Genomic DNA, 15,766 nt, shown 5'->3' with positions numbered 1-15,766 from the left:
ATTATTTATAATAAGTATAGTGCAAAAACAATGATAATTATCTTTTACAAAAGAAAACTCGACTTTTTGCAAAATACGTTTTCATTTTCTAGTAATGTGGTATAATTAAAAAAACATATTATTATAAAGGGGGATTCTTATGGAAAAGAAAAAATTTAACTCTATGGATATCACATTATTCATTATTTACGCACTTTTTGGTATTTTTATGTTTTTTGTTCCTGTGAAAATAGGAGATGCGAACACAATACCTATTGACCACATTACAAGTTTTGTGAAAAAGATTCCAAACTATAATTTTGTATTTGGCGTATTTATGGTGCTTGCAGGAATTGCATATGCAATAAAAACAAAATCATGGCAAAAAAGTAAACTTCACTCAGTTTTCTTTGTTCTAAAACTTGTGAGTTTAATATTTCTATTTATGTATGTAACAAAAAAAGGTCCTGCAAAAATTTTTGATAAAAATATGCTTCCACTAATTTGGAATGGAATCATGGTTTCAGTAACTACAATCGTTCCAATAGGTTCAGTTTTTTTGGCATTTTTAACAGGCTTTGGACTTATGGAATTTATTGGTGTATTTATGGAACCTGTTATGAGACCTGTCTTTAAAACTCCTGGTAGATCAGCAGTCGATGCCGTTGCATCTTTCGTAGGATCTTATTCTCTTGCACTTTTAATAACTAATAGAGTTTATTTGGAAGACACTTACACAAAAAAAGAAGCTGCAATTATAGCAACTGGATTCTCAACAGTATCTGCGACATTTATGATTATCGTGGCAAAAACTTTGAACATAATGGATTATTGGCTAGCTTATTTCTGGATTACATTATTCGTAACATTTTTAGTAACGGCAATAACTGCTAGAATTTTCCCATTAAATAGAAAACCACAAGAATATTATTCAGGTAAAAAATATGTTCCTGAAGCAAAGAAAAAAATTGCTTTTTCTGACGCAGTAGATGCTGGAATGACAGCTTTTAAAAATTCTGGATCATTGCTTTCTGTAATAAAAGAAAACTTTATCGATGGATTTAAAATGGCACTTAACATTGCGCCTTCACTACTAGGCGTAGGTATGATTGGACTTTTACTTGCAGAATACACTCCAATTTTCCACATAATTGGATATATATTCTATCCTTTCACACTAATAACTAAAGTGGAAGAACCACTTATGGTGGCTCAAGCACTTGGTATGAGTATTGCAGAAATGCTTTTACCAGCACCAATAGTGGCAAATGCAGGACTTGGACTAATAACAAGAATGCTTGTAGCAATAGTATCTGTATCAGAAATACTTTTCTTCTCAGCATCAATCCCTGTAATGATGGGAACAGAAATACCTTTAAAATTCTCAGATTACATTATAATTTGGGTTGAAAGAATAATTTTAAGTATAGTTATCTCAATGCCAATACTTTATCTATTCTTCTGATAATTAAATATAATATTAATAGCCAGGTTTTAATGCCTGGCTTTTCTTTTGCTACTAAATTTTAAATTTAAATCTAGTGCAGAGTCTAATAATTTTAAATTTAACTATTATTGTACTTTTATTAGTGTTCCAAAAAATAGATAATTTTATAATAAAAAAACTGCTGGTGTTACCCAACAGTTTTTCATATTAATCAGCGCTATATGGAATAAGTGCAATTTGTCTTGCTCTTTTAATAGCAACTGTCATTTCTCTTTGATGCTTTGCTGTTAAACCAGTGATTCTTCTTGGAAGAATTTTGCCACGGTCAGAAATATAATTTCTTAGCATTTCAACATCCTTATAATCGATTTTTTTAGTTTTATCTTTTTCAAAAGGATCTACTTTTTTCCTTCTGCCAAATCTTCTTTGCATTTTTACCCTCCTTAAAATGGTATTTGGTCATTGTCAACAGGGAAAAATCCATCTTCATCATCACCATCATTGTTAGAAAAATCATTTCCATAAGCAGAATTTATTGGTTGTTGATTGCTAAATCCACCTTGATTTTGATCAAATCCACTTTGGCTTTGATTAAATCCGCCTTGGCTTTGATTAAATCCGCCTTGGCTTTGATTGAATCCACCTTGGTTTTGACCTTGGCTTGAACCAATGAAAGTTAAATTATTTACAATTACATCTGTTGTGTAAATAGTTCTTCCTTCTTTTTCATAGCTTCCTGTTTGGATTCTGCCTTCAATTCCAATTTGACTGCCCTTTTTATGGTAATTTGCAATAAGTTCAGCTGTTGCTCCAAAAGCTGTGCAAGAAATAAAATCAGCTGTTTGTTGATTATTTGCTTGAGCTTCTTGTCTCTTTTGCTTAGACATTCTTCTGTCTACAGCAATTGTGAAACGGCACATTGCAGTTCCTGTTTGCGCATAACGAAGTTCTGGATCTCTTACTAGTCTTCCTATTAAGTTAACACAATTCATAAAAACTCCTTAGTCCTCAACTTTAATAATCATTTGTCTCATAACTGGGTCCATAATCTTTGCGACTCTGTTGATTTCAGCAATGTCTTCTGGTATTGTTTCGAATTCAACAAAAATATAATAAGCTTCTTTTTTATAGTTGATTTCGTAAGCTAATTTTCTCATGCCCCACTCATCAACATTATTAATTTTACCATCTTTTTCGATTACCTTTTTAAGTCTGTCGAAAGAAGCATTTTTCTTTTCTTCTTCCACTTCAGGATAAAACATAATCACCGCTTCGTATTTATTCATACTTTTCACCTCCTCATGGTCTTCGGCATAGTTAAAAAAACTATGCAAGGATTTCAATCTTTGATATTATATATTAAAGAAGAAATTTAGTCAAGATTTTTTAAAATTGAGGTAATTATGCAAGTAAAAAAAATCAAAGTTAACAAAAAGAAAAATATTGCACTAGTTGCACACGATCACAAGAAAAAAGAGCTTTTAAATTGGGTTAAAAAACACGAAAAAAAACTTTCGCATCACAATTTTATTGGAACAGGAACTACTGCTGCATTAATTTCTCGTGAGACTTCTCTCGATGTAAAGAGGCTTGTCTCTGGTCCCCTTGGTGGCGATCAACAGCTTGGTGCAAAAATTTCAGATTCAAAAATTGATATCTTGATTTTTTTCTGGGATCCCCTTGAGGCACAACCTCACGACCCAGATGTAAAGGCTCTGCTTAGAATTTCCACTCTATACAATATTGCCCTTGCCACATCACCAACTACAGCTGATTATATTTTATCTTCGCCAATGTTTAACGATGAGTACGATGTTGAAATTTTAGATAACGAATATTCTGTGGAAGAAAGAATTTCAAAAAGTGATTTTGATTAACTTTTAAAAAATAAGTGGTAAAATTAATATATAGAAACTTTTTAAACCTTTGATTACATCTTTTTTAAATTAATGTCTTTATGACAAAAATAATAATGCTGTGAAAAAAATAATTACAGGTTCACAAAAAATTTTAGTTTACAAAATAATGGAGAAAAGAATGATAGTGGAAGAGTAAACTTAAAGGACAGGAGGCATTGCATTATCCTGTTTTTTATATTTTTTATTTACATTGCATTTAATAATCTTTGGTATGTATTGTAATGATATTTTATGGACATAAAAATAGGAGGACTTATGGATTACAGAAGATTTGACGACAAAATAATTGCAAGAATTGACAGAACTGAAGAAGTTCAAGAAAAATTAAAAGAAATTGCTTTAAAGGAAAATATTAAACTTGCAAGCATCTACGGCATTGGAGCAACAGACGACTTTACTATTGGACTTTACAGTGTTTCAAAAAGAGATTATAAAGAGAAAAATTTCAAGGGCGAATTTGAAATCTTATCGATAATAGGAAGTATCTCAACATTAAATGGAGAATACTACCCTCATCTTCACATCTCAACATCTAATGAAGAAGGAAATGTCTTTGGTGGTCATTTAAAAAGTGCTAAGATAAGTGTAACTTGCGAACTAACAATAAATATAATTGACGGCATAGTTGAAAGACAAAAAGACGAATACACTGGTTTAAATGTTTATAAATTTAATTGATTTTAAAAAAAGGCGCATCATATCATAATGATCTCGCCTTTTTTCTTTTTTAATCTTTAATTTTTAATTTTCACCATTTAAAAAGTCAATTGCATATTGTGCATAAGTTGCTGCACCATTTGCAAGTACAGATTCATCTACATTAAATCTTTCATTGTGATGTGGGAAGTCTGCACCAACTAATGGATTTCTACATCCTACAAAGCCAAAACATCCCGGTTTCTTTTCAAGATAAAAGGAAAAATCTTCGCCACCAGTTGTCTTTTGCATTAAGGCAACTGCATCTTTTCCTGCGAATTTTTCAATAGCTTTTTCTGCAATTTGAGAAGATTTTTCTTCATTAATAGTTGGTCCTAGAATATACGTGTATTCAAGTTCATAAGTTGCACCATAGGCATCACATACTCCCTTTATTACTCGTCTCATATCATTTTCTATTCTTTCGCCAACTTCTCTTGAGAAATATCTATTTGTCCCTTCCATCTCAGCCTCTCCTGCAATGATGTTGAATCTATTTCCACTGTGGAAAGATCCAATTGTAACAGTTACAGAATCAAGTGGAGAGTAATTTCTTGAAACCAATTGTTGTAATGCTTGTACTACTGCTGAACCAGTTACTACTGCATCAATTGTTTCATTAGGTAATGAGCCATGACCAGATTTGCCTTTGATTTTTATCTTGAACATATCTGCTGCTGCCATTCTATCTCCAGCTTCTACAGAAATTTTCCCTGCTTCAACACCAGACCAAATATGCGAACCATAGATATTATCTGTTTCTTCAAACCAATTGCCTTGTCTTATCATGTACTTTGCGCCAAGTCCAACTTCTTCTGCTGGTTGGAAAATTAAATAAACTTTTCCGCATAGATCATTTTGGACTTCTTTTAACATCTTTGCTGCACCTAGTAACATTGCCATATGAGTGTCATGTCCACAAGCGTGCATTTTGCCAACATTTTGTGATTTGTATTCTACATCATTTTTTTCCGTAACATTTAGTGCGTCAATATCAGCTCTAAGTGCAACAGTCTTCCCTGGTTTTCCACCCTTAATTACACCTATTACTCCTGTCTTTGGTTCTTCAGTTGGTATTTCATATGGTATTCCCATCTTTTCTAGCTCTTCTGCAATTTTCTTTGTTGTTTCAAATTCTTCAAAAGAAAGTTCAGGATGCATATGAAAATATCTTCTCATTTCAATTATATAGTCTTTGTTTTTTTCAATTAAATTTTTTACGTTCATGTCTTCTCCTTTTAAACTAAAAAATAGCAAATTACATTGCAGGTGCTAGCATTGGTGCTAAAATTCCTGCTAATACTACGGAACCTATTGAAACTGTTACAAAACCTGCGACTAACATCTTAGGCAAGATTTGTGATAATAGTAGTTCTTTTTCTTCTTCAGATTTTGCCATACCTCTTGCAACTTCTTGTGAAACTACATAAGTTCCTGGAAATCCAAAAAGTGCTGATGATCCTATTGCAAATGCCATCCACGGTCCAGTTTTTAAAACTTTTCCAACTATTATAGACATAATGCCTATACCTATTGTTCCTAATACAAGACAAATAACAATTGGAACTAAAATTCCAAGTATATCTGTTGGACTTGCACCTGCAAGACCTCCATATATTACAGCCATAAGTGCTGCCATTAAAAATCCAAAAGAATTACCCTTATTAAGTGGCTCTCTTTCCAAAAATCCAATTTCAGCAAAAATTATGCCAAGAATAAGTGCTAAAACATTTTTATCAATTCTAACTAAAGCATTTAAAATAAATATCCCCGTATCAACTCGCTTTAATAAACTTGAAACAAAGGTAGCAATAAATGCTATTAAAATTGCCTTTGCCAAAAAATAATTGGGAGAAGTATATTTTTGTGGAAGTTGGAAAATTGTCTTTAATTCTCTTTGCTCCACTACTTCGTCTTCTTGAAAAGTGTGTCCTTCTGCATTCAATTTTAAAATTCTATTTGCCTCTCGTCTAAGACAAAATGATGCTAAAGGATAGCCAATAAAACCTTGCAATACAACTAGTAATGTTGCCATTAGTTTTAAATCATTTCTTCCAATAGCTGCTGCAGATTCTGCCATTTGTAACCCAGCAATGATTCCACCAGAAATAGGCGGTGCTGCTACTATTGCCGTTTCTTTTCCTACAATTGGGCTACCTACAAGTAGTAACAAAATAACTATACCTATAATTCCACCTGATGCAATAAGAACAGTTTTCCATTGTGCAATTAGTTGACCCAAATTTAACATTGAACCCATGTGAACTAAAAGTGTTGTAATAGTTACTGCTCCAATATTATACAAAAGGGAATCTTTAAAAAGTGTTTCAGGTATACCTATCCAAAAACCACCTAAAAATATTACAGAACAGACAAATAGCGACGGAACAATACTTTTTGTTGCAGTTGCAACGACATCGCCAATTGTATAAACTATAAAAATAAATAATAATGCCTGAAGTGCGTCCATATTTCTTCCTCCTTTTTATCGCTTTTAATGAGTGAAGCGAATTGTTTTAGCAATTATTATATGCCTCAATACTTTTTTTGTCAATAATTAACTTTTTTATCTCAATATTTTTAAAAATTAAATTAATCATTTGATTTATAATTACAACTATTTATTTGAAAAAAAGCTTAAATTTTTACAAAACTATTATCTGTGATAAAATAATTTTAGAATTGGAGGTTCTTTATGGAAAAGATTTTAGATAGATTTTTAAATTATGTTTCTTTCGAAACTACTAGCGACGAAAATTCGAACACTTGCCCTTCAACAAAGGGACAAGTGAAACTTGGAAATTTTTTAGTTGAAGAATTAAAAAGCCTTGGCATTGACACAAAAATTGACGAAAATGGTTATGTCTACGGCAGTATTCCAGGCAACGCAAAAGCTAAAAATACCGTTGGATTTATCGCACACATGGACACTTCTCCAGATATGTCGGGCAAAAATATTAAGGCAAATATAATAAAAAACTACAATGGTTGCGACATAAAATTAAATGACGATTTCACTACAGCTGTCTCTGATTTTCCCTTTTTAAAAGATTTAAAGGGTGAAACTATTATTACAACTGACGGAAACACTCTTCTTGGCGCAGACGATAAATCTGGCATTGCAATAATTATTTCTGCTATTGAAGAACTTTTAAAGGACAAAGATGCAAAATATGGCGACATAAAAATAGCCTTCACACCTGATGAAGAAGTAGGCAGAGGTGCAGATAATTTCGATGTGAAAAAATTTGGTGCAGATTTTGCTTTTACTGTGGACGGCGGACCAATTGGCGAACTTGAATACGAAACTTTTAACGCAGCTTCTTGCAAAGTTGAAATCCAAGGGAAAAATGTTCATCCAGGATCTGCAAAGGACGTAATGGTAAATTCTCAACTAATTGCCATGGAATTTAATTCAATGCTTCCTGTAAAAGAAAGACCTGAATACACAGAAGGCTATGAGGGCTTTTCACTTTTAATTGGCATAGAGGGAAGCGTCGAGTTCACAAAAATGAATTACATCATAAGAAATCACTCAAAAGAAAAATTTGAAGAAATGAAAAATTTGTTTGAAAATATAGCAAAGTTTTTAAATAAAAAATATGATGACCGAATTAAAATTGAAATTAAAGACCAATATTACAATATGAAAGAAAAAATTGAAGATCACATGGAGATAATTGACCTTGCAAAGACTGCTTTTGATAGGGCAGGTGTTCTTCCAAAAATTGGACCAGTTAGAGGAGGAACTGACGGTTCAAAATTATCCTTCATGGGCCTTCCAACTCCAAATATTTTCACTGGCGGATATAATTATCACGGAAGATACGAACTTGTGAGCCTTGACCAAATGAAAAAATCTAAGGAAGTTGTCAAAAATATTGCAAAATTATTAGTCGAATAAATTTTTAATCATCACTGCATTAAAAATAAACCTAATTTATAAACCTCATGCTGAAATGCCTATGTGAATTGTGCCTTTTAAGACAAAGATCTTCCTTAAAAAATTACAATGTTTGAGTAAATCAAATTTGCTATTTTAGAACTTTAATTTAGAAAGCACAAATTTTTGAGTAAGATATTTCTGCACGAGGTTTCTTTATTAACTTTGCGTTTTTTCATTGCAAAAACTCGTAAAAAAAGAACCCTAAGGTCCTTTCTTATAAATTATTTTCTTTATCTTCTTTAGAATTATTTGAAGAATTTTCTTTTCTTACAGCTTCTTTCTTTAACTTTTCCCTAAGTTCTCTATCTCTAATTTTTTGTTCAGCTGCTGCTCTTTCTTCTTCTGTCATTTTTTGTAAATCTTCTTCTGTCAAATTATTCTCTATGTTTTCACCTTCAGCTGCATTCTTTCTCAATCTTTCAAGTTCTGATGCTTCATACCTTGCACTTTCTTTGTCAACAAAATATAGAGGAGAACCCTTCTTCGTCCTTCCGTTAGCAGTTTTCATTCCTATATTTTCCTTATCGAGAGTTACACCATAGTATGCTAGATAGGATAATTGTCCATAATTCATGTCTGTTTCAATGTGTTTATTTGCAATTGATACAAGTTTTGGAAGCTTTAGAAGCATTTTTGGAGACTTCATTTTTTCAAAAATCTTCATTATAAAATCTTGTTGTGCCTTAATCCTGTCGAGGTCTTGGTCTTTGTATATTTTCCTTATTCTAAGATATTTTACTGCATTATCGCCATTTAATAAATGAAGTCCCTCTTTAAAATCAATTTCAAGTGGCGGTATTGTTGAGGGATCAGTGTACTTGTACTCTGGAGTGTAAACTTCAACTCCACCTATTGCGTCAACAAGTTCCTTTACTGCTTCATAATTAACCGTTACATAATGGTCGATTTTCACATTAAGAAAATCCTCAATACTTGATACTTGTAGGTCAATTCCTCCACGAGAATAAGCCGCATTCATCCTATAATTGTCGTAACCCTTTAACTTATAATATGTATCTCTTGGTATTGATAATAATCTTACTCTATCGTATTTGGGATCAATTGATAATAGCATAATAGTGTCAGCTCTCTTAGAATCTTTATCCTTTTCATAAGTAACTTCACTAGAATCTATTCCAATTAATAAAATATTTACAATGTCTTCATTTTCATTAAAGACAGTAATTTTTTCTGGTTCAGTAATTTCTTCTTTATTTATAATTTTATTATTATTTAATTTTTTTCCCCTTGGCATAAACATAAATGTAAGTCCCAATGCTCCAAGGAGGAGTATAACTATAAGGAATACAAATATTCTGTAAATATATTTCATATTGACCTCCTTAACTAAGTCTATATAAAATCATATAATTTTTCAATACTTTTTAATTATATGATATGATAAATTTATTTTAGGGTAAAAAATAAATATGAAAATATTATTAGATGCAGACGGATCACCTGTTCGTGAAATAACAGAAAAACTAGCAAAAAAATATGGTGCAAAGCTCCTACTTGTAAAAAATTATACACAAGATTTTAGTTCAAACTACGGCGAAGTCATTAGCGTTGACATATCAAAAGAAGCAGCTGACCTATATATCGCAAATCACGCAAATAAGGGAGACCTCGTGATTACAAATGATAGAGGCTTGTCTTCTCTTGGCCTTGCAAAAGGCTCAAAAGTCATGGACTTCCAGGGTAATTTCATCGACGATAATAATATTATGGAATTGTTAGAAAGCCGTCACTTTAACCGAAAAATGCGCAATAAAGAAATTTACTTTAATATTGCTAAGAGAAAAAAATGTGACGACCAAAATTTTTACCGATCATTAAATAAATTTTTGGAGGATATAAATATGCTTACACTATTCATTTCAAGTTTATGCCCCGATTGCCCACCTGCAATCGCAGAAATTAAAGAAAAAAATTTGGACTGTGAAATTGTAGACATTACAGCATCAATGGCAAACTTAAAGAGATTTTTAAAGGAGAGAGATTTCTCCGAAGAATTTGACGAAATTGTAAAAGAAGGCAGAGTTGGCGTTCCTGCACTTATGCGTGACGAGGATTTTTACTTCTTTGATGGAAATTTAGATGAATTTTTAAGGAGATAATATGGAATTTACCGATTTTAAAGAATTGGCAAAAATAAGACAGTCTTGTAGAGATTATGATCCAGATAGAAAGGTTGAAATAGAAAAATTGCAAACTTGCCTTGACACAATTAAGCTTGCACCTTCAGCTTGCAATGCACAACCCTATTACTATTACATTGTTCACGGCGATAATGCGAAAATTATTTCAAAATACCTTCAACTTGGAAAAATGAATTCTTTCACAAAAGATGTAAATGCTTTTGCCATTGTAACAGAAGAAAACTACAATTTGACTGCAAAAATTGGCTCTAAGGTAAAAAATCAAGATTTTAAATCAGTTGATATTGGAATATCTACGGCTTATTTTACAGCAGAGGCAACAACACTTGGGCTTTCAACTTGCATAATAGGTTGGTTTGACGAGGAAAAAATTCAAAAATTCTTAAATACTAAAAGTAGAATTAGACTTGTAATAGCAATTGGCTACGCAAAAAACGAAGAAATTCGCGAGAAAAAAAGAAAGACATCAGAGGCATTGTATAAAATAATTTCAGAAGATCTTTAATTTAATAATTTGCTCTTTGTCAAATAATGTTGGTGAAGAAAAATTAATTTATATGGTATATGGTTTATTGCCTAAACCATATATTTTTTTATGTTTCATCTTTTTTATTTTTCAAAGAGTAAAATATGGCATTTTATTGGACGTAAATTTTTCCAAGAGTTTTACTGCAATAAAAAATGGAGATAAATATCTCCAAATTTTTACTTATTAAGTTCTTCTTCCATAAATTGTACAAGTTTAGAAAAATATTTTTCTTCTAGGCTTGTGAAGCGGCCTATTTTTGGCGAATCCAAATCTAAAACTGCAATGACTTCGCCCTTTATTTTTATTGGCAAGACAAGCTCGGAATTTGATGCACTGTCGCAGGCTACATGTCCTTTAAATTCATGGACATTTTCTATTCGCATAATTTTTTGTACCTTCCAAGCTGCGACGCAAACTCCTTCATCTTTTAATCTAGTGCAAGCTGGCAAACCTTGAAAAGGTCCAAGGACAAGTTCATCTCCACGCACGAGATAAAAACCTGCCCAATTCAAATTCTCTACTACATTAAAAATTATGGAAGAAAGATTTGCCATCATGGCGATTAAGTCTTTTTCTGTTTTTATCGTGGCTTTCCCAAAGTCCACCATGTACTCAAGTCTTTCCTCTTTGTTTAAATTTTTTATTCCTTTGATTTCTAAAGTCATAATATATTAAAACTACCTTTTATAAACAATTTTACCGCCAACAATAGTCATTAAAGGTTTAATTTCCTTAATCTCCATTGGGTCAATAGTGAATATATCTCTGTCTAAAACTACAAAATCTGCCAAGAAGTCTTTTTTTATTCTTCCCTTTATGTCTTCCGCAAATTCTACATAGGCAGATTCAGTTGTGTAAGCATCAATTGCTTCATATACATCTACGCATTCCTTTGGATAAAATCCACCTTCAGGCTTTCCCAATTTGTCCTTCCTAGTTACTGCCATGTAAATATTTGGGAAAGGATTCAAATTTTCCACTGGTGCATCGGTACCATAGGCAACATGAGCACCAAGGTCTTTTAAAGATTTAAATGCATAGGATGTGCTTGCAAGTTCCTTTCCACATCTATCCTCAACTACTTTCATGTCGTAATCTAAAAATATTGGCTGTGCCATTACGCAAATGTCGTCTTTTGCAATTCTTTCTACAAGTTCTTTATCTGTTATTTGACAATGAACTAAAGTGTGTCGAAGGCTGTTTTTGCCATTTTTAAAAGATTCTTCATAACATTTTACTGTATCTTCAATTGCCTTATCGCCAATTACGTGAGTAATGACTTGGAGATTATTGTCGCTTGCAAGTTTTACATACTTCCTCATCTCTTCATCCTTTATCCAAGGAAGTCCGTGATTTTCTTTGTCATCATTGTAACCGTTGCGCATTAAAGCTGTCCTTGCGCCAAGTGATCCGTCCTTAAATAATTTAAGGGGCCCAAGTTTTAAGTAATTGTCCTTATAATCTTCTGACTTAAATTCTCCAACAGTTAAGTATTTTTCAAATTCAGAAAAATCATTGAAACAAACTTGATGTCTATATCTAATTTTTTTATAGGATTTATAGATGTCCTTTAAAAGTGCAAAGGCAACTGGTCCATTCATAAAAGTTGTGCCCACATCATTTGATTGTACAGATGTAAGTCCACAAGATATTGCATAATCCATAGTTTCGATTAGCATTTCTCGCCTTTCTTCTAAAGTAAAATCGGGGATTACATCCTTTGCAAAGTTGCAAGCATTGGCAGTATAAACTCCGCTTGGATAGCCGTCTTCTCCTATTAAAAATTCTCCGTCAGGATACTGTGGACTGTCCTTAGTTAGTCCAAGAATTTCAATTACCCTTGTGTTAGATGAAACTATATGACCGCAAACTCTTTCTAGTACAATGGGAATTTCTGTTGAAATTTTATCTAAATCAAATCTATTAGGGATTCTCTTATCTCCAACAAATAAATCTTGATTCCATCCAATTGCGTGGATTCCCTTTTCACATCTCTTGGGATTTTTTTCCATAAAGATTTTGCATCTTTCTATCATTTCTTCAATAGACTTTACGCCTTCTATATCAACTTGGTTCCTGCTTTCTCCAAATTGCATAAAGTGCAAATGTGAATCATTTAGTCCTGGGATTACAGTTTTTCCATTGCAGTCAATTTTTTCTATTGCTGAATCAGAATATTTTTCAAAAAGATCTTCACTTTTTCCTACTTCTTTTATAAATTCATCTTCAGTGTAAATTGCCTCTTGAAATTCATCTCTATTTACATAAACTTTTCCATTGTAAAATAATTTTTTCATCTTATACACCTTTTTCTTTTTTTAATTTTGCATCAAAAATCATATAAGTGATTGCTCCAAGAGCTGGTACTACAAGTCCAGTTAGCCCTGTAATTGGATCTTCAATTGCACCTTGAACTACAAGTCCTGCAAAAATTAGAGCTGTTATTATTACGGAAACTGGATAAAACCAAACTTTGTAAGGTCTTTCTATATTCGGATATTTTTTTCTAAGTATTGGAACACTTAAAATTGTAAGTACTGAAAAAATCATTCCTGTAATTACTACCATATTAGTAAGCTGGTCTAAGTTTGATGCCATTACAAGTATACAAGAAAATACACATTGCACAATAATTGGTGCTGTCGGAACTTTATATTTTGGATGAAGTTTTGCAAATGCTTTAAAGAAATGACCTTCCACCGCCATGGCATAGTACATTCTTGGTTGTGCAAGAATAAGTCCATTTAATGTTCCAAACATTGCAAGTATCATTCCTGCACTTACTATAATTACGCCAACGTGACCAAATACTCTTTTTGCAACTTCTGTGCCAAGATAAAGATTGCCGTTATTTATCATGGATACAATTTCGTCGTGAGGTATTACTTTCATAATTGCAAAGTTAAATAATGTATATAAAACTGTGATGCCACCAATTCCTATTATTAGTGCAAGGGGCAAATTTTTGTGAGGTTCCTTTATTTCCTCTGCAACTGTATTTAAATTTGTCCACCCTTCATATGCCCACAAAGTTGCAACAACAGCTATGGCAATTATGCCAAAGATATTTGTATCACTTGTCCTTGAATATTCAATTGCACTTCCAAGGCTCAAATCAGGACTTATCTTTCCAACAAAAAGTGCAGCCACCATTACAATTCCTATGGGAACAAGTTTTGCAACCATTGATAAATTTTGAAGAATTGACGATGCCTTTACACCAAATAAATTGTATATTGTAAGTGCAATAATTAAAAATATTGCTGCAATTTTTATTCCAAAGTCAGAAATTTCGAAAAAACTTTTAAAAACACTCATAAGGGCGATGGAAACTGCAGCAACTGAACCCGGTCCTCCCACTATCCAATCAGTAAATCCAGATATAAATCCAGCTATTGGATGATATGCTTCATTTAAGTAAACAATTCTTCCACCTGCTTTTGGCATTGCTGTGCCAAGTTCTGCATAGCAAAGTCCACCAAAAAGTGTGATAAGTCCACCAATTATCCAGCAAATAAGAGCTAGACCTGAATTCATATTTGTCCTTTGAAGAACATAGGATCCAAGATAAAAAATACCAGATCCGATCATAATTCCACCGATAATACTTACGCCGCCAAAAACGCCAATCTCTCTTTTAAACTCTGTATTTTCAGTAGTTAACCTTTCAATATTCTTTGAATTATTATTCATAGGACACCTCTTTCCTTTTTATTTTTACATTAATTTTTAAAGCTGTGAACTGGAGCAGGTATAAATCCTCCTCGATTTGCAAATCTTTCACTACTTCCTTGTTGAACTGGAATTATTGGTGCAGAACCTAAAAGTCCGCCAAAGATAGCCTCTTCGCCAACACCCTTTCCAATTACTGGGATAAGTCTAACCGCAGTAGTCTTTTGATTTATAATTCCAATCATTGCTTCGTCTGCGATTATTGCAGCTAATGTTGACGCCTTTGTGTCCCCTGGAATTGCAATCATATCTAGACCTACGGAACATACGCAAGTCATTGCCTCAAGTTTATCAAGTCCAATGTGCCCATTTCTCGCCGCTTCAATCATTCCTTCATCTTCACTTACTGGAATAAAGGCGCCACTAAGTCCTCCAACGTGACTTGATGCCATAATTCCGCCTTTTTTTACCGCGTCATTTAACATTGCAAGTGCTGCAGTAGTTCCATGTCCTCCTGCAAACTCTACTCCAATTTCTTCTAAAATTCGTGCAACAGAATCGCCAATAGCTGGTGTCGGTGCAAGAGATAAATCAATTGTTCCAAAAGGAACTCCTACTTTATTCGCAACTTCTGTGCCAATAAGCTCGCCCAATCTCGTTATTTTAAATGCTGTTTTCTTAATAGTTTCAGAAACTACATCAAAGCTTTTGCCTCTAACTTTTTCTAGTGCGTATTTAACTACACCAGGTCCAGATACCCCAACGTGAAGAACTACATCTCCCATTCCAACACCGTGGAAAGATCCTGCCATAAAGGGATTGTCTTCAACTGCGTTTGCAAAAACAACTAATTTTGCGCAACCAATAGAATCAGAGTCCTTAGTTTTTATAGCAGTTTCGTGAATAATCTCTCCCATAAGTTTAACTGCATCCATATTTAGACCCTTTTTTGTAGTTCCAACATTTATTGAAGAGCAAACTTTTTCTGTTTCGGAAAGTGCACGAGGAATGGAATTTATTAAAATTTCATCAGCTGGCGTCATTTCTCCATGAACTAATGCAGAAAATCCACCAATAAAATCTACTCCTATTTCCTTTGCAGCTTTGTCGAGAGTCCTTGCAAATTCTGTGTAGTCTTTTTCATCAGTCGCACCTGCAATAAGGGCAATAGGTGTTACGGAAACTCTTTTATTTACAATTTCAACACCGTATTTTTTGCCAATTTCATTTGCATATTCAACTAGATTCTTACCGTATTTTATTATTTTGTTATATATTTTTTTGCGTGCAGCTTCTCCATCTTTGTCTATACAGTCCAAAAGTGATATGCCAAGAGTTACAGTCCTAATGTCTAGGTTTTCTTGGTCAAGCATCCTAACTGTTTCTAAAATTTTTCTTTTATCCATAGGTTACTCC

16 protein-coding genes are annotated in these 15,766 nt (G+C 32.9%); 6 read left to right on the top strand and 10 right to left on the bottom strand.

Annotation, left to right across the window (positions count from 1 at the left end; translation table 11 throughout):
• The first annotated feature begins 139 nt into the window (after positions 1 to 139).
• On the top strand, positions 140 to 1,444 hold the full coding sequence (locus tag ACQRC6_RS01860; RefSeq protein ID WP_427847475.1) for a YjiH family protein: 1,305 nt from the start codon (positions 140 to 142) through the stop codon (positions 1,442 to 1,444).
• Positions 1,445 to 1,633: 189 nt separating this feature from the next.
• Here the strand turns inward: ACQRC6_RS01860 and rpsR are convergent, their stop codons facing one another.
• From rpsR to rpsF, 3 genes are read right to left on the bottom strand one after another with little or no spacing between them, the layout of a single operon-like run.
• Positions 1,634 to 1,858 carry a 30S ribosomal protein S18 gene (gene rpsR / locus ACQRC6_RS01855; protein ID WP_075659794.1) on the bottom strand — a complete coding sequence of 75 codons (225 nt, stop codon included), beginning with the start codon at positions 1,856 to 1,858 and terminating at the stop codon, positions 1,634 to 1,636.
• An 11-nt stretch (positions 1,859 to 1,869) separates the two neighbouring features.
• The gene (locus tag ACQRC6_RS01850) at positions 1,870 to 2,418 is read right to left on the bottom strand and encodes a single-stranded DNA-binding protein (protein ID WP_427847474.1); all 549 of its coding nucleotides are present in this window, start codon (positions 2,416 to 2,418) and stop codon (positions 1,870 to 1,872) included.
• A 9-nt stretch (positions 2,419 to 2,427) separates the two neighbouring features.
• Positions 2,428 to 2,712 carry a 30S ribosomal protein S6 gene (gene rpsF, locus ACQRC6_RS01845; RefSeq protein WP_427847473.1) on the bottom strand — a complete coding sequence of 95 codons (285 nt, stop codon included), beginning with the start codon at positions 2,710 to 2,712 and terminating at the stop codon, positions 2,428 to 2,430.
• Between the two features lie 117 nt (positions 2,713 to 2,829).
• Between rpsF and ACQRC6_RS01840 the strand changes: the two genes are divergently transcribed.
• The gene (locus tag ACQRC6_RS01840; RefSeq protein ID WP_427847472.1) at positions 2,830 to 3,303 is read left to right on the top strand and encodes a methylglyoxal synthase; all 474 of its coding nucleotides are present in this window, start codon (positions 2,830 to 2,832) and stop codon (positions 3,301 to 3,303) included.
• Positions 3,304 to 3,600: 297 nt separating this feature from the next.
• Positions 3,601 to 4,023: a PPC domain-containing DNA-binding protein gene (locus ACQRC6_RS01835; RefSeq protein ID WP_427847471.1), complete on the top strand. Its 423-nt coding sequence runs from the start codon at positions 3,601 to 3,603 to the stop codon at positions 4,021 to 4,023.
• A gap of 63 nt (positions 4,024 to 4,086) precedes the next feature.
• On the opposite strand, the gene ACQRC6_RS01830 is transcribed toward ACQRC6_RS01835, so the two are convergent.
• Both ACQRC6_RS01830 and ACQRC6_RS01825 read right to left on the bottom strand, forming a co-directional pair.
• Positions 4,087 to 5,268 carry an amidohydrolase gene (locus ACQRC6_RS01830; RefSeq protein ID WP_427847470.1) on the bottom strand — a complete coding sequence of 394 codons (1,182 nt, stop codon included), beginning with the start codon at positions 5,266 to 5,268 and terminating at the stop codon, positions 4,087 to 4,089.
• 31 nt (positions 5,269 to 5,299) lie between these two features.
• The gene (locus tag ACQRC6_RS01825; RefSeq protein ID WP_427847469.1) at positions 5,300 to 6,511 is read right to left on the bottom strand and encodes a hypothetical protein; all 1,212 of its coding nucleotides are present in this window, start codon (positions 6,509 to 6,511) and stop codon (positions 5,300 to 5,302) included.
• A gap of 225 nt (positions 6,512 to 6,736) precedes the next feature.
• Here ACQRC6_RS01825 and pepT point away from each other — a divergent pair, with 225 nt between their 5' ends.
• Positions 6,737 to 7,945 carry a peptidase T gene (pepT, locus tag ACQRC6_RS01820; RefSeq protein ID WP_427847468.1) on the top strand — a complete coding sequence of 403 codons (1,209 nt, stop codon included), beginning with the start codon at positions 6,737 to 6,739 and terminating at the stop codon, positions 7,943 to 7,945.
• A gap of 256 nt (positions 7,946 to 8,201) precedes the next feature.
• Here the strand turns inward: pepT and ACQRC6_RS01815 are convergent, their stop codons facing one another.
• On the bottom strand, positions 8,202 to 9,320 hold the full coding sequence (locus ACQRC6_RS01815) for an LCP family protein (RefSeq protein WP_427847467.1): 1,119 nt from the start codon (positions 9,318 to 9,320) through the stop codon (positions 8,202 to 8,204).
• 97 nt (positions 9,321 to 9,417) lie between these two features.
• Here ACQRC6_RS01815 and ACQRC6_RS01810 point away from each other — a divergent pair, with 97 nt between their 5' ends.
• Together ACQRC6_RS01810 and ACQRC6_RS01805 are read left to right on the top strand one after the other, a co-directional pair.
• The gene (locus tag ACQRC6_RS01810) at positions 9,418 to 10,107 is read left to right on the top strand and encodes a DUF188 domain-containing protein (RefSeq protein ID WP_427847466.1); all 690 of its coding nucleotides are present in this window, start codon (positions 9,418 to 9,420) and stop codon (positions 10,105 to 10,107) included.
• Between the two features lies 1 nt (position 10,108).
• Positions 10,109 to 10,654 (top strand): nitroreductase family protein, encoded by a 546-nt coding sequence (locus tag ACQRC6_RS01805; RefSeq protein ID WP_427847465.1) that lies wholly within the window; start codon positions 10,109 to 10,111, stop codon positions 10,652 to 10,654.
• Positions 10,655 to 10,854: 200 nt separating this feature from the next.
• Here ACQRC6_RS01805 and ACQRC6_RS01800 read toward each other — a convergent pair whose 3' ends face one another.
• From ACQRC6_RS01800 to ACQRC6_RS01785, 4 genes are read right to left on the bottom strand one after another with little or no spacing between them, the layout of a single operon-like run.
• Positions 10,855 to 11,343 carry a GAF domain-containing protein gene (locus tag ACQRC6_RS01800; RefSeq protein WP_427847464.1) on the bottom strand — a complete coding sequence of 163 codons (489 nt, stop codon included), beginning with the start codon at positions 11,341 to 11,343 and terminating at the stop codon, positions 10,855 to 10,857.
• 12 nt (positions 11,344 to 11,355) lie between these two features.
• Positions 11,356 to 12,975 (bottom strand): amidohydrolase, encoded by a 1,620-nt coding sequence (locus tag ACQRC6_RS01795; protein ID WP_427847463.1) that lies wholly within the window; start codon positions 12,973 to 12,975, stop codon positions 11,356 to 11,358.
• A gap of 1 nt (position 12,976) precedes the next feature.
• Positions 12,977 to 14,371 (bottom strand): APC family permease, encoded by a 1,395-nt coding sequence (locus ACQRC6_RS01790; protein WP_427847462.1) that lies wholly within the window; start codon positions 14,369 to 14,371, stop codon positions 12,977 to 12,979.
• A gap of 29 nt (positions 14,372 to 14,400) precedes the next feature.
• On the bottom strand, positions 14,401 to 15,756 hold the full coding sequence (locus ACQRC6_RS01785) for a PFL family protein (protein ID WP_427847461.1): 1,356 nt from the start codon (positions 15,754 to 15,756) through the stop codon (positions 14,401 to 14,403).
• Positions 15,757 to 15,766: the final 10 nt, after the last annotated feature.

It is taken from the genome of Peptoniphilus sp. SGI.035 (assembly GCF_050315115.1).
Classification (GTDB): Bacteria; Bacillota; Clostridia; order Tissierellales; family Peptoniphilaceae; genus Peptoniphilus_A.
Note: the sequence above shows the minus strand (reverse complement) of the source record. Positions and strands in the feature narration are given on the sequence as shown.